The sequence below is a fragment of the Hafnia paralvei genome, from assembly GCF_020150375.1.
GTDB lineage: Bacteria > Pseudomonadota > Gammaproteobacteria > Enterobacterales > Enterobacteriaceae > Hafnia > Hafnia paralvei.
In genome coordinates this window covers 1,133,557-1,147,373 of record NZ_CP083737.1, presented here as the reverse complement: position 1 = coordinate 1,147,373, position 13,817 = coordinate 1,133,557, and the positions used below count along the sequence as shown (strand labels likewise).

Here is a 13,817-nt window from a genome sequence, read left to right as displayed (position 1 = left end):
GCTAGAAGCCACTATCGCTAGAAAACCGCTTTTTGAGATTATGAATTTTCAGCACTGGAGATTTAAATGAGCGATAAAACGTTAACGATTTTGCACAGTAACATGTTGCGCCTGCATCAAGTGATTAACACCAGCACGGAAAATGGTTTACCCGATAACCTATTAGATGTACTGGCGTTGGGTTTTAATTTACTAAACATGAGTAACAACGAGTTAATCCAACAGCAGCAAGCGCGACAAACGCTATCGTATAATTCGGTTAGCTTAGTTATTCAGCAATGCAGCGCCTTACTGTGGATCGTGCTGGAATATGCAAGTCCCCAGATGGAACAGTCAAGTGTGGATGAACTGGCGGAGATTTATCTACACACTCACTACCTAGCTAAATCGCTGTCGTGTTAAAAGGAGAACCCGCTCGAAGCCAGCTAACCATTGTTTGTGCCACTCCTCTACAACGGAAAACACTTATGTTGGTTTTTTATTCCAAGGCATTTTCATCAGCAAACGAGCCATACCACAATACCCTGTGATACCTGCAAACAGCAGCCCTGCGCCGACAAAACCAGATAGCAAGAAGAATCCGGAGTTCACTAGATAGCCTAAAATAACCCCCAACAGAACCAATGTCCCCGCGGAAATCTGAACCTGACGCATTAAAGGTAACGGCTGACGCTTATCTATCTCAACGTCCAATCCCGCTGTTTTCCACGCGTTAATTCCCCCCTCCATGAGATAAACCTGAGCAGGAGCCGCAGCCTGAACTAAACGTTCGGCATTTTTAGAGGAGCGCATGCCTGATAAACAGTGAAAAATCACTTTGCTTGTAGGCGTTACACCAGAGATTTTCATCCCCTTCTCTAATTCGCCAAGAGGATAGAGCTGAGCCTGAAAGATGTGCTCTCGGGCATACTCTTGAGGATCGCGAATATCCACCAAAAGTGCGCCTTCCCCGAGCATTTTACTGGCCATTTGCGGAGAAATAGTAATAGCAGATGACATAATGACTCCTTAAGAACAGTAGATATCTTTAAGAACGCCAATAACGCGCTCAACAGCTGGGTTTTTTATGGAATACAGCACGCTAGTGCCCACGCGCTCGGAATCAACCAATCCCTCTTCGCGCATTCGGGCCAGGTGTTGGGACGTTGCTGAAGGACTCAACCCCACTGCCGCCGCAAGTTCTCCCGCTCCGGTACGCTCCGCACCAAGCAAAATGCATAGAATCAGTAATCGGCTTTCATTACTCATTGATTTCAATAGGGAACTAGCTAGGCTCGCGCGTTGCTGTAACTCTGCAAGATTGAAGGGAGAATCCATGTTGACGCCTTACTTTAGAACTTTCTAAATTTAGATAAATCTAAAATAAAGCCAAATGAAATGCAAGCGAGAAATACCAATAGATTAATACGACGAAGGCCCGTCACTTGACGAGCCTTCAGCAGAAGCCACCTACACCAAACTATAAAAACAGCGCCCACACAAAACAGCCTAAAAACAAAACCAATGCCGCAGCGGGAACGAATGAAACCTGCTCTGAATCTTTCATTATTGTCGAACTCCTATATCCCACTATTTGACCGCGCCTTGATGAATATTCAGCCGGCTAGGGAGCAGATAGTTATGGATAAAACGTACTGATACATAACCAATCACCAACGTCGCAATCGCAGCTTCTGCGGTCGCCATCATATGCAGTTGGCGAGCATACTCGGCGGCATGTGGATAACTACTCACCAAATTTGCCATTTTATAAAGTGCCGTTGCACCAATCGCCATCGGGAAAGTAAATGCTGCATAGCCCGGACTAAACGGCAGTCTCATCAGCCGGAAAAAAGCACAGTAAATCACAAGGGTCATCAGTAAGGCGATACCAAGCAACACAGCACAAATCAGCATCGACGGCTCTTTAACCACGGTCAGATACCCCGCTAATGACAAGCTTGCCGGCGCTGCTAATATCGCAATCGTCGGTTTTGCTGCATCCGGTACTTCATTACGGAACATAAAACGGTAAATCATCATTGGCAGCATTATCAGATAGCTCACCATACCAATCGCCAGCAGAATCAAAGCAAACTCGGTGTAGGCATCACTTGGGCAGGTAACGTCTGCAACGATAATTCCCACCGGCGGTACGAACCAACTCGGTACCATATGATGCAGATTAGGCTCTTGTGCACGATGATAGATAAAAAATGCCAGCGCGATCAGATGTACAACGACAGCCCCCAGCCAAAGAACCTGACCCGCCAGCGGCAGAAAATGACCTAACGCTTTAGACACAACCATCGCAGCCATCGCAAAAGTTGGAACGATACTCCCCACAACCGGATGTTTGAGATCCTGCGTTAACGTATCGGGATGAAGGACAAAGCGCGCCGCCATCGCACATAGCAACACTGCCGCAATCAAAGCCCCCGCGTTTTGCCCCACGCCGTGCAGCGGTAAAGCATTCTCTAAACACCACCCCAAGCTTGCGATCCCTAATGCCAAACCTGCAACAGGCGTCGGTAATCCTCGAACTCTATGATGTAAATGTCTCAACACGTTATCACCTCGATTTTTCTTCATCTCTTCTGCGACACAAACTATATCCATCGGGTATTATTTAAAAAATCGAGTTATTTTTGACACTAAGTTTAGAGAAACTAAACGATGAACATTACCTTCAAGCAACTATCCGTATTTGTCACTATCGCCCATCACGGCAGCATGACTCTCGCCGCAGACGCTCTTTTTATGACCAAGGGAGCCATATCGCAAACGCTGGCCGAGCTAGAGAATCAGCTTGGCGTACGCTTATTTGATAGACAGCATGCTCGTCTATTCATTAATCACGAAGGAAGGAAGTTATTGCCCGTCGCAGATGAACTACTCGCGCGGATGCAAGGCGTGGAAACACTCTTTGGGGAAAAGAGTCAGGACACTCACCTGCGATTAGGCTGCACTAAAACGATTGGCAGCTACTTACTGCCTGATATGTTAAAAGGTTTTGCTAAAGGCAATGGCTGGATGCCGCAATCAGTCATCGCTAACACCCAAGAAATCAGCAAGATGGTGGATCATTTTGAAATTGATGTTGCGCTATTAGAAGGCCCCGCCACCGAACCTAATCTTATCAGCGAACCTTGGCTTAACGATGAGATGGTGGTGATTGCTGGGCGAGATCATGCCTTAGCGAAAGAAAAAATCGTCCCCTATTCCAGACTCAGTCAAGAACGTTGGTTACTACGCGAACAAGGCTCCAGCAGTCGTGCCTTCTTTGACAACCAGCTTGCACTGCATCTTGATAACCCACAGGTTGCACTCTCGCTAAATGCCTTTGACGCTATTCTCTCCTGTGTAGCACACAATCTAGGCATCACTTTTATTTCTAAACGCGTATTGCAGCAGCCTTTTTATGCAGGACACTTTGTGCAGCTACATACAGAGCAACGCTTTATGCGAAAGCTAACGTTGTGCTACCACAAAAATAAATTTATTTCGCCTACGCTGCAAAGTTGGCTCTCCTTCAGCCACTCGTGGACACACGTGTAGATAAACAGCATGACCATTCTCCTGGCGACTCTCTGTATAAACAGATTAACCATTTGTTTTAAAAAAGAAAAAACAACAAACAAGTAGAAACACTTACTAAGATAAATCTAACAGATAATTATTTTATCATTTAGATAAATCACAATATTTTTAGTCGTGTGAGCAACTCATTTGCCCTCACACGACAAATTAACTCGCATTTTATTTACAGTAACAAAGTTAGTTTTTACCAGCATATGAATACGTTACCCTTACTGCGCTCAATATACCCCCAAGACATTTGAACAATGAAAAAACGAGTGGGTAAATTCCGTCAATGCTGTAACGAGTTAATAAGATGAACATGCGCCTTCGCAACATAACGTTGTTAGTTTTTTTATTCTCATCCTCTCTCTTTGGCTCAGCCTTCGCCGCGCTAGCGCCGATTAGCGGCGGTCGATCTGATGATGAATCAAAAAGCACGCTTTACATTCGCGGCAATATTTATGAGCCTGCAGCCTGCAAGATTAATAACGATAAAAACCTTGATATCGATTTCAAACGCATCGCATTGAATAAAATTGACGGCATTGCTTATGCCAACATAACGCCTATAGATATTGTTTGCAGTATCACGACCGGAGCGACGGTTCAATTAGAATTCACCGGAACCTCTTCTGGGAAGAGTCATTACCTGACGACCAGCTTGGACAATTTAGCGCTAGCGCTTTCAGACGACAGCACGGGCAATAATATTGAGCTTAATAAATTCTTCACCATACAGAAAACACAAACTATCCAATTACGCGCAGTACCAACAAAAATTTCTGATGCGGTGGAGCTGAACGAAGGCACTTTCAGTGCAACATCCACGCTGATTACACGCTATCTATGACAGGTGCTTAATGAAATACGCATTACCTTCAAAACTTCATGGAAAACGCCTGCTACCTTTAGCCGGATTATTGTTGGCATCTTTTCATGCATCCGCATTTGACTGCGTCGAAAGCGGTACTAACGTCGTTGATAAACCCCCTATTGATATCGGTGAACTTGCCATACCCGCTAATGTGCCGAATAAAACCAAAGTCTGGGAATCAAACCCAATCACCGTTACCGCCTTTTGTGATAATAACGTTTCGAGCAAAGCTGACTACGTTACCTTCTATTTCAACCCTAAATCAAAATCGTTGGGTCAGGGGCTAAAATTAGGGGTCACCTATGAAGGGAAAGATCTAGAACAAGACGGTCAGGCTTTACAAGTACCTAACGGCGGCCCAGTGTATAAAAAGGGTTTAGGAACGCCTACGTCCAAAACGGTAACCGTGACTTTTCGTCTCTATATTCGTACAGATGGAACGCCTCCTGCTTCTGGGCATTACCAAGGTGCTGACGAATTTGTTGTGTTCCAGCTCGACGGTTCTGGCGGGATCAACTACCTGCCAAGTGCCAAAAACCTCAAATACTCGCTTTCAGGCTTAACCGGCGCACGTTTTTTAAGCTGCGGTGCTCAAATCAAGCTTTATCCAGAGAATCAGAATCTGGACTTTGGTGATATCGATCGGACAGAACTGAGCAGCGGGAATGTATTATCAAAAAGCTTCACCGTGAAGGCCGTAAAAGAAGGTGGGTGTCTAGAGGATTTCTCTTTAACATCCCAATTTGCCACAACTGAAACTTTATTAGATAGTACGAATATAAACTTAAACAATGGTGTAAAGCTTGGTTTCCTTGACCAAGATAATAAAGCCGTAGAGTTTAATAAATATACTAATTTTGGCAGTATGAAAGGTATTACCGAGATCAGTAAAAATTACACAGCGAACATTTCAATGATACCAGGCCAAACCATTAAGGCCGGTCCATTTGTTGCAACCACCATTGTTAAAGTGAATTATTATTAAATGATTAAAAATCATCCTATCGATGAAATTAACAATGAAATTAATAATAGGAACGCATGCAGAAACGCAGATGAGGTTCCCCCCATCTGCGCTATTATTAATAGTAGAAATAAAGTCAAGAATTGATAATTAGGATTATTCCATTGCAAAATATCACGAAAATTGCTCCGTACATAAATATGCTCGGAGAAATTGGCAATGCAACAGCCTATCCCTGAGGGACATGCCTGATAAAACTAAAAATCAATAATGAATTATTTTGCTAAAAATTAGCGATTTGGAATACACCAACGTAGAGAATTACTACGACCAGCTCCTCCTTGATAGCAATTTACTTTTCCTTCACCAACAAGTTGCAACAGCCAGTGGCGAGTTACGTAAATACTTTCACCACACTCTTCTGCAACTTCTCTCGTTTTTGGCCAACATGATTCTGGTAGATAGGGATCTGTACTCCGAGTTTCTCCCATCCTAGTTGAACATATCTTTCCCAGATTCATGTAAATTCTTTCTTTCTTCGTTAATTTATCCATTTCCAACTCCATTGACTCGTTATCATTGAACGTTATGTGTCTTTGTTGTTGCTACCGCATCTGCGGCAATTCTACTGTCCTTAGCAGATACTTCTCTCATCGGAGATGAGCGTCCAAATTTAATAATTAAATAGCTACGGTGTGTATTAATCTTTCCACTATGCGATGCCGAATATTTAACTCTCTCGCGGATGGGCTCATATAGACAAATCTTTTACGGCCAGAAGAATAAGTCAATCTGTCTTCATAGCTTTTCATCAAAGCTAAGAGTTCTGCATCGCTATTTAAATTAAACTTGTGCATAACAGAACGTTTATGGCTACTGATGGTTTTAATGTTTAAAGAGAGTATCCATGCAATGCGGGCAACGCTAAACCCCGAGCATATATAGCGAACAACCTTTTCCTCTTGAGGAGAAAAATAGAGCGCTTGACATTCATGACAATGTCGTACTTTTTCATTTCCGGCGAACGAGTTTTTCCAAGCGAGTATGATTTTTTTACTTAGCGATTTTAAAGATTCGTTGCGTTTAATAAACAGCACACCTTTTAAGCAATCAGGCAATCGAGCTAACGATGTCTTCCACTCCCCAGTACAAACGCCAATCAGTAAGGAATTTCCCTTACGATGTAATAACTCGTAATGGCATACGGAGGCAGCACCATTTTGAAATACCTTCACGATAATATCGGAAGAATTTAGGTTATCTTCACTACTTTCTAGCAGTTCAACGGGACCTAACGCATTTAAAGCAAAATGTTGCTTAATAAAATGCCAAAGCCCATCGCGATAGAATGTATTTTCATCATCAATCAAAACTCTCGTCATATCATTACTCGGAATATTATTATTAAATAATCATTTCTGGCCACAGATAGCCCTGTAAATGGCTAGCGCCAGAGCAAGCAGCAATCTCCCTATGCTGTAAAGTTTCAATGCCTTCAATTAATACATTGGGTGAAATTTGATAGCAGTTTTTAACCAGTTGATTCAATACGCTTGGCATTGACTGAGAGCGCCAAAATTCATGCTTATCGATTTTTATTCCATCGAAACGAAAATTGAGCTCACGCACTACAGACAACATTGAACCCTCGATATCATCAAGCCAAACGGCGATATTCTGCTCATGCAATGCATTCAGATTTTTGACCAGCGTTTGCTGCTCGGCACACGTTAACCCAACTAAATTTTCTGGATCTTGCAGTTCAACCACGACTTTTTTATCTGGTGATATTTGAATCAACTCGCCCAAATCTGAGCGTGATAAATCCCTAACGGGTAAATTGATAAAATAGTGCACGTCAGATGAAGAATTTGTTACTCGCTCAAGCTGATGGTTAAACATGGAAAATACAATATTTGAAGGCACTTGCCGAAAGTAACTCTCAGAATCAACGGCATCAGAAAAATGGCTGAGCACTTCGTAACCAATGACCAAGCCCGTTTTCAATTCAACAATGGGCTGGAGTTTTATTCCGACCGGAGATGGGTAATGAGTAAACATCATTTTGACTCCTGTACGGCAATCACAGCCGGTAATTGGAAACGAATATCCCGATTAAAAATTTGGCTGGCTTCCTGACGTAATTTTTCAGCCTCATCCACATCTCTGTTGAAGCGCAGAATGGCAATTCGGGATGCATACACATTCGCGTCCACATGGCGAGAAAGGTATACCTGCGACCAATCTAAATAATGTTGTAAAATCTGAGGGGCACGGCTCTGGTTGTATTGCAGCAGTTGGCTAACTTGGCGATCATAATCAACGCGTTCTCTCAGCAACCATGGCTGCCAAAGTTGCTGTTCCAGCAGTGGAAAGTGAATTCTTGCTTGCTTCATCTGTAGCTGTTCGGCCTTAGTTAGCAGAATTTGGGTTTGCAACGTAGGCAGCATCAGTGTCAGTCCTGCAAGCGCAGCCAAACACATGGCCATTCGAATCACACCGTTCATTTTTGGCTTAGACACAACGGTGATATTTGAAACCGCAACATCGGTCAGGCTCAGCAATAAGAGAAAGATGAGCCAGTGAGCGGTAGACATATAAAACGGATATTCAAGCTGACTATGTATTGCTATCGGCATCATCAACAGCCATAGCGCAAAACAATGTTTATTCACCTGCCTCCACGCCAAAAACATCAGACGGATAAAAGCCACGGCGATCAGTACATAGCCCAGCAGTGCCGAAACGCCCCCCTCTACCCAGCCAAATAACAACTCATTATGCGGATGCGTGATCACCCCCATCCCAGCGTTCGGCGGCGTCATGCCCAAGGCAAAATGCGCAAAGCTATATTCGAAACTGCCGTATCCCCAACCACTTAACGGATGAGTGGCAATCATGGCTAACGTGATCTGTAGGATTTTCCAACGTTCAAGATTTGATCCCTCATGGGAGACTGGCGTCACGAGATCCGCCGCCATCATTAGCGAATAGCCAGTCAGAAGACCAAGAATAATGAGGCCGGCAAATACGATGGTTTGGCGTGGGAACTCGCGCCATCGCAGGGCAAAGTTTGCAACGATGACGATCACTGCACCTATATAGCCAGCACGCGACTGAAGTAAGACCAACATGGCGGGTAGCAAAACAAGGGCAGCCAACTGCTGCCACCGCAGTAAACGCGGGACCAAAGGTGCATTTTGTTGAGAGGCGTCAGATGATTGGGGTAAATAGAGCAGATAGAGTGCACTGGCGATGCCGGTAGCCATAAAAGAGGCCATAACATTCACCTGACGGAAGACTCCGGTCGGCCTTGCCCCTTCTGCGCTTAGCGCCATTAATCCTGAGTCTGGTGATAATAGTGAAAGTTGGATAAACCCGATCCCACCCTGTAGCAAAACCGCAAACAACAGCAGGTTAATGATTCTTACCCGCCAAAACTCGCTAAAACGGCACTGTAACAGCGTGAAATAAAAGGCCAATCCAGCCATAACGCCAGCCATCTGGAATAGCGCATCGCGTAGCCATTTCTCTGGCGTATACAATAAAGGGATCAGCAAGAAGACAACGCCAGTGAAGATCAGTCTAAACGTTGTGGTAATAGTGATATTCCGATGCGAATTCAGCAGCCAGTAGGCTAATACAGATAGCGCGATAAAGACCCAAGCGACAATATTTCCAGGCATCCGCAATCCACTCCCGCCCATGCCAGGAATAAATATGTGCATACCTATCGCCAAATAAATTAGCAAAATAATAAAAATTGCCGTTCGGTTTATCGCTTGCATAATTTGCTCTTAAAACGCGTGACCTAACATCAACAGGAAACATCAACTACGGGTATTCAAGATGGAATTCCGCCGTAGTACTAAAATCCCCCTCGGTGATACTGTGGTCTGCGATACTTTTTGATGACGCTTTAATGAATGCAGAAAACTTAAGGGAGTTAGCCCCTTGATTGAGGTTGTATTTAGCCGAGCCGTTGTTGAGCGGAATGAACGATGTTGGGCTCTGCACATCGCCAGACACTGACTCAAGCCCCACTGCCAAGCCTTTTACCTTCGCACTTTGCAAGGAGAGATAGCCTGTTTGCTCGCCATCTTCTGTGCCAGTAAATGAGACCAATACGGTTTTTGAGATCGAAATATCGCAGTTTTTTAAGTTGATGCTGAAGGGCTTCGATTCCGAGCGACCCTCGGCATAAAATGTCTTAATCGCAATAGTGCCAAAATCCACATCTTGGCCGTCTGCATTGATGTCGACTTCGCAGGGTTCGCTGACAACCTCACCATGAAAATTGATATCTACCGCTGCCAATGAAGAGCTAGAAAATAGCGCCATACCTAGCAAAGCTAAGAGCCTCATATATATTTCCCTCTGCAAAATCACGAACGCCTATTTCTAGTCTGGGTACTTATTGATACGTAAGGTTTAAATTAATCGTGGTGTGATATTCACCTTCAATCAATTCTTCAGGAATACGTTCCAACATGGCATACATCACCAAATCCGTATTTCCCTGCGACATTATCAAAGGCTCGCTGTGCTCTCCGGGGATCAGCTGCCGATGTTTGTAATCTTCCAAACGCAATCCCACCCCTCCAGCGGAGCCAGAAACCTTCATCAGATATTTGTTGCTATCACTCGCAACCCCACTGACGGTCACATAAGAAACCAACTGCCCAGGAAGAAAGGTGATGTTGCCGCCGTGGGAGTCGTCTCTGGGCGAGTTACCCACGACACCGCAATCTTTCAATTGAAAATGCACGGTCACTGGATCGGTACGATTACCGATCCGATTCAAACTGACGCGAGAAGTTATACCTAAATCAATCGACTGATCTTTCGACTCCATCGCCAACACACAGGCGGGTTCAGTCAATGAACCTTGAACCGTCATTTCGCCATGCATGCCATACACGTCCCATCCATCGATGCTTTTCGCTTTAGCCAGCTGTAGATCAAAAAAGGTCACAGCCCCAGAAAGCAGGCAGATCCACAGCGTAGTGCGAGTCAATCTTAGATATGAAGTACGCATAGCGTTGGCCACTAGCTCCGGTTCGTCGTTGCACGACACTCATTGCCGCTGCACGTGAACTTCAGCTCTGGACGGCCACCAAAGTCATTGATATAGGTGACATAAGGAGTGGAATACGCTGGAGTAACCGCCTTTTGAGTCGACTTAGGCGCAACCATCACCGGACGAAAATCTTTCGCAGACTCACCTTTCGGCTGGCCGGAAATACCGATGACAGTGACGTAGTAAGGTGTCGGATTTTGGATTTGGTAGCCGTCACTGGTTTTGGTCAATACGATCTGATCCTGCCATACGGTATCTGGATCGATGGCAATCGCGGCAGGACGATAGAACAGTTTTATCTTGGTTTGCAGCGCAATCTGCATCACGTTTTGTTTGCTGCTACGCGGTGGAATTTCGCGCACATTGAAGTAAAACGCGGTCTCTCGATCCTGAGGTAATTTGGCAATACCGCCCGTCGCGTTAATACGAATCTGGCTTCTTGAACCCGGTTCGACGCGCTGAACAGGGGGAACGACCACTAATGGATCGCTAATCTTTTTCCCGTTGATATCTTCCAGCCAGGACTGCGCCAAATACGGTAACTGAGTGTTGTCGTTACGAATATTTAGGCTGATTGATTTCTGAGTTCCTTCGAAAATCGCACGTGTACGATCGAGAGCAATTGCCGCCTGGGCGGCCTGCGCGCTCAGTAACAAAACGAAGCTTAATGATAAAGTCTGTTTTAATTTCATGGTGTTATTGCTCTTCATGGATGTTATCAATTGGGTTTGCCGCAGGAACATTTTTCACCGCTGCAGGAATTTGTGTTTGGCTTTCTGGATGGCATGGCAGCAGCAACTGTTCTTGCTGGCTCAAGGTTTTAGGAATAACCACCGTGCATTGCTTAGCACCATCCCACAGCACGTCGAGAGACTCCCCGCCCTGTAAACCGGTTAGCCAAGCCATACCACCATCACCAACAATCGCCAGTTCGCGGCCTTCACTGTTTTTCACGCTGGCACCAAACGGAGGATGACTACCGTCAGCCAATGCCAATACCGCTAACGCTTTCGCCCCTTTCACTACGCCAAACTTACGGTAACCGATGGCACCCTCCGTCAGTGCAGAGTCAACAACCGAGCGGCTGGAATCCACGTCATCGGCCATTTTGGTTAAATCGATGCTGGTAGAATTGCGGTAATAGCTGTTCATATCGGTAATCACGCCGATGCCATAACCGTTGGTATGAACACGACCTCCGTTGATTGGCACGCCACCGACGCCTTCGGTATCGACCATCAAACGCGTTCCGCCGCTGATACCGCCGGAGTGCAACGCTGCACCTTTTGCCGTAATAGTTGCGCCGCCCTGCATCGTCATACCCGCCGAGGAGTAGTTCCCCTGTGAGTAGGCCGCATTAGCACTCATGTTGGCGAAGTCACCGCGATGGCTGTAATAGCCGTTAAACTGACCGCGAGTACTTTCATCGCCGCCGCTGCTCAAGCCCGTAGAAACACGGTAGTTATTGTTATTATCAATACGGTCGTAATAGCTCACGTTTTGGCTATAGCGGCTATTGTTGTACTGGCCGTCATAGCTCACCGATGCCGAACTTCCCATTGGGATCGACAGACTGACAAACACCGCATCGTCGTCACGCTGGTTAATCTTGCTACGCGTAGCCGAAATATTGAGGGAGACATTTTTCAGCGCCCACAAATTCATAAAAGTGCTACCTGATAGACTGTAGCGATCGTCGGTAGGCTGATCCCAATAGGTCTGATGGCTATAGGTGAAGTAAAAGCTCAGCCCCACATCAGAGAAGTTTTTATTCGCCGTAACGGTATACAACTCTTTATCGTGACCTGAGTTTTGCTCGTGGTAACGCGCATCGAGGTATTCCCCCATCGACATATAGTCACGCTCGGAGAATCGATAGCCCGCAAAGGTCACTTCACTATCGTATTCGTCAAAACGTTTGGAATAGCTTAAACGCCAAGATTTCCCCTGACGTTTTGCTTCACCAGGCACGCTGGCAAACGACTGGGTAACATCCGCGGATACCGCCCCCAGTAAGAACAAATCACGCCCAATACCGATTGATGCAGCGTTGTAATCACCCGCAAGAATGCTACCGCCATACAGTGACCAACTGTTGGCGATACCCCATGAGAACTCACCGGTAGCAAACGTTGGTCCCTGCAAATGATGTTCGTAGGTTGATGGCCGCCCCATCGCGAGCTTATAACGCACCATTCCGGGACGAGTCAGATACGGGATCGTCGCGGTATCAACCTGAAATGTCTGGACAGTTCCGTCCTGTTCTTCAACCTTTACATCTAACTTGCCGGTAACGGCGCTGCTCAAATCCTGAATACGAAACGGGCCTGAAGGCACCGTAGTTTCATACAGCACACGTCCCTGCTGGGAGACCACCACTTTGGCGTTAGTCTTGGCGATCCCTGATACTTCTGGCGCATAGCCTCGTAGAGCAGGAGGCAACATACGGTCATCACTACTCAGCGATAGGCCGGTGTAACGCCATGAGTCGAAAATGCTGGACGACAGATAGTTTTCACCCATCGATAACGTCGAACGCAGCTGAGGAAGCGCGCGGTACATATACACGCGGCTCCAATCCATGTTGTGCTGGCTGCCCTGATCCGAGCCAGAGGTGCGGCTATAGCTCCCCTGATAATCACCGCGCAAACGCCACGGCCCCGCATTCGCCCCAACGGTCCCGCTAATACTGGCATTCTGGCTATCGCCCCCCGTATTTGGACGCGTTGCCGACGCATTGAGGTTATAGTCCAGCAATAAACCAGGGATGCCTTCATCCCAGCGTGAAGAGGGCACCCAGTTCGGATCGCTGTATTCAATCCACGCCTGTGGAATCGAAAGCTGTAAGCTCGAATTGGATAAATCACCGCGTACGGTGGTGCCTTGAAGTTGGCTAAAGTCCGCACACTCTCCCTGGTGCCAGTAGGTCACTTTATTCAGTGCGGCGGGCTTTAATCCCAGCTCACTCACCAGCTCTGGTGAAAGGCAAGCTTCACTGCTATCGGGTTCATTTTCGCGAGGATAAAAGTTAAAGGGATATTCCCCCACGCTTTGGTCATTCACTCGCAGCGCTAGCTGATACAGCCCCGGCAAAATATAGTTTGCTTTTGAGAACCGAGAGAAATCGATGTTCGCCTTATCAGCGGTATCCAGCATGTCCGTATTAAACTCAACGGCTTCACTCGATAGACTGGTGCCAGCCACGGCTAACGCCATAGCCAAACTGATTTTATTGATATGGAATGTAGACATTACCGTCTCTATTATTTCTAGCTCAGATGCACCAAACAAAAACAGTTCTTACAGAAAACTATTCGTCCATGCGCGCATACCACAGA

General features: G+C 46.0%; 15 protein-coding genes. 4 read left to right on the top strand and 11 right to left on the bottom strand.

Annotated features, from left to right (window positions below):
- The first annotated feature begins 66 nt into the window (after positions 1 to 66).
- The gene (locus tag K9N75_RS05245) at positions 67 to 402 is read left to right on the top strand and encodes a hypothetical protein (RefSeq protein WP_008812568.1); all 336 of its coding nucleotides are present in this window, start codon (positions 67 to 69) and stop codon (positions 400 to 402) included.
- Positions 403 to 465: 63 nt separating this feature from the next.
- Here the strand turns inward: K9N75_RS05245 and K9N75_RS05240 are convergent, their stop codons facing one another.
- The 3 genes from K9N75_RS05240 to K9N75_RS05230 all read right to left on the bottom strand — a co-directional run bounded on the left by K9N75_RS05240 (position 466) and on the right by K9N75_RS05230 (position 2,547).
- Complete coding sequence (locus K9N75_RS05240; RefSeq protein ID WP_064574887.1) at positions 466 to 999, bottom strand: rhodanese family protein; 534 nt, start codon at positions 997 to 999, stop codon at positions 466 to 468.
- A gap of 9 nt (positions 1,000 to 1,008) precedes the next feature.
- Positions 1,009 to 1,317 (bottom strand): ArsR/SmtB family transcription factor, encoded by a 309-nt coding sequence (locus tag K9N75_RS05235; RefSeq protein ID WP_008812566.1) that lies wholly within the window; start codon positions 1,315 to 1,317, stop codon positions 1,009 to 1,011.
- 252 nt (positions 1,318 to 1,569) lie between these two features.
- Complete coding sequence (locus tag K9N75_RS05230) at positions 1,570 to 2,547, bottom strand: TDT family transporter (protein WP_224452295.1); 978 nt, start codon at positions 2,545 to 2,547, stop codon at positions 1,570 to 1,572.
- 108 nt (positions 2,548 to 2,655) lie between these two features.
- Here K9N75_RS05230 and K9N75_RS05225 point away from each other — a divergent pair, with 108 nt between their 5' ends.
- From K9N75_RS05225 to K9N75_RS05215, 3 genes are all read left to right on the top strand, one after another.
- The gene (locus tag K9N75_RS05225) at positions 2,656 to 3,537 is read left to right on the top strand and encodes a LysR substrate-binding domain-containing protein (protein WP_008812564.1); all 882 of its coding nucleotides are present in this window, start codon (positions 2,656 to 2,658) and stop codon (positions 3,535 to 3,537) included.
- A 337-nt stretch (positions 3,538 to 3,874) separates the two neighbouring features.
- Positions 3,875 to 4,411 carry a fimbrial protein gene (locus tag K9N75_RS05220; protein ID WP_020303899.1) on the top strand — a complete coding sequence of 179 codons (537 nt, stop codon included), beginning with the start codon at positions 3,875 to 3,877 and terminating at the stop codon, positions 4,409 to 4,411.
- 10 nt (positions 4,412 to 4,421) lie between these two features.
- Positions 4,422 to 5,420, top strand: a complete 999-nt coding sequence (locus K9N75_RS05215; RefSeq protein ID WP_130975818.1) for a fimbrial protein — start codon at positions 4,422 to 4,424, stop codon at positions 5,418 to 5,420.
- A 269-nt stretch (positions 5,421 to 5,689) separates the two neighbouring features.
- Here the strand turns inward: K9N75_RS05215 and K9N75_RS05210 are convergent, their stop codons facing one another.
- The 8 genes from K9N75_RS05210 to K9N75_RS05175 form a co-directional block, all read right to left on the bottom strand.
- Complete coding sequence (locus tag K9N75_RS05210) at positions 5,690 to 5,953, bottom strand: FaeA/PapI family transcriptional regulator (RefSeq protein WP_020303900.1); 264 nt, start codon at positions 5,951 to 5,953, stop codon at positions 5,690 to 5,692.
- A gap of 126 nt (positions 5,954 to 6,079) precedes the next feature.
- A complete protein-coding gene (locus K9N75_RS05205) occupies positions 6,080 to 6,781 on the bottom strand; it encodes a LuxR C-terminal-related transcriptional regulator (protein ID WP_215758185.1) in 702 nt (233 codons plus the stop codon).
- Between the two features lie 22 nt (positions 6,782 to 6,803).
- On the bottom strand, positions 6,804 to 7,463 hold the full coding sequence (locus tag K9N75_RS05200) for an EAL domain-containing protein (protein WP_224452294.1): 660 nt from the start codon (positions 7,461 to 7,463) through the stop codon (positions 6,804 to 6,806).
- The gene (locus tag K9N75_RS05195; protein WP_224452293.1) at positions 7,460 to 9,187 is read right to left on the bottom strand and encodes a PglL family O-oligosaccharyltransferase; all 1,728 of its coding nucleotides are present in this window, start codon (positions 9,185 to 9,187) and stop codon (positions 7,460 to 7,462) included. The genes K9N75_RS05200 and K9N75_RS05195 overlap by 4 nt, the downstream gene beginning before the upstream one ends.
- Positions 9,188 to 9,233: 46 nt before the next feature.
- Positions 9,234 to 9,764, bottom strand: coding sequence for a fimbrial protein (locus K9N75_RS05190; RefSeq protein WP_008812558.1), 531 nt, complete (start codon positions 9,762 to 9,764; stop codon positions 9,234 to 9,236).
- 49 nt (positions 9,765 to 9,813) lie between these two features.
- On the bottom strand, positions 9,814 to 10,437 hold the full coding sequence (locus tag K9N75_RS05185) for a fimbrial protein (protein WP_008812557.1): 624 nt from the start codon (positions 10,435 to 10,437) through the stop codon (positions 9,814 to 9,816).
- Between the two features lie 11 nt (positions 10,438 to 10,448).
- Complete coding sequence (locus K9N75_RS05180; protein WP_008812556.1) at positions 10,449 to 11,171, bottom strand: fimbria/pilus periplasmic chaperone; 723 nt, start codon at positions 11,169 to 11,171, stop codon at positions 10,449 to 10,451.
- Positions 11,172 to 11,175: 4 nt separating this feature from the next.
- Positions 11,176 to 13,731: an outer membrane usher protein gene (locus K9N75_RS05175; protein WP_008812555.1), complete on the bottom strand. Its 2,556-nt coding sequence runs from the start codon at positions 13,729 to 13,731 to the stop codon at positions 11,176 to 11,178.
- Positions 13,732 to 13,817 lie beyond the last annotated feature (86 nt).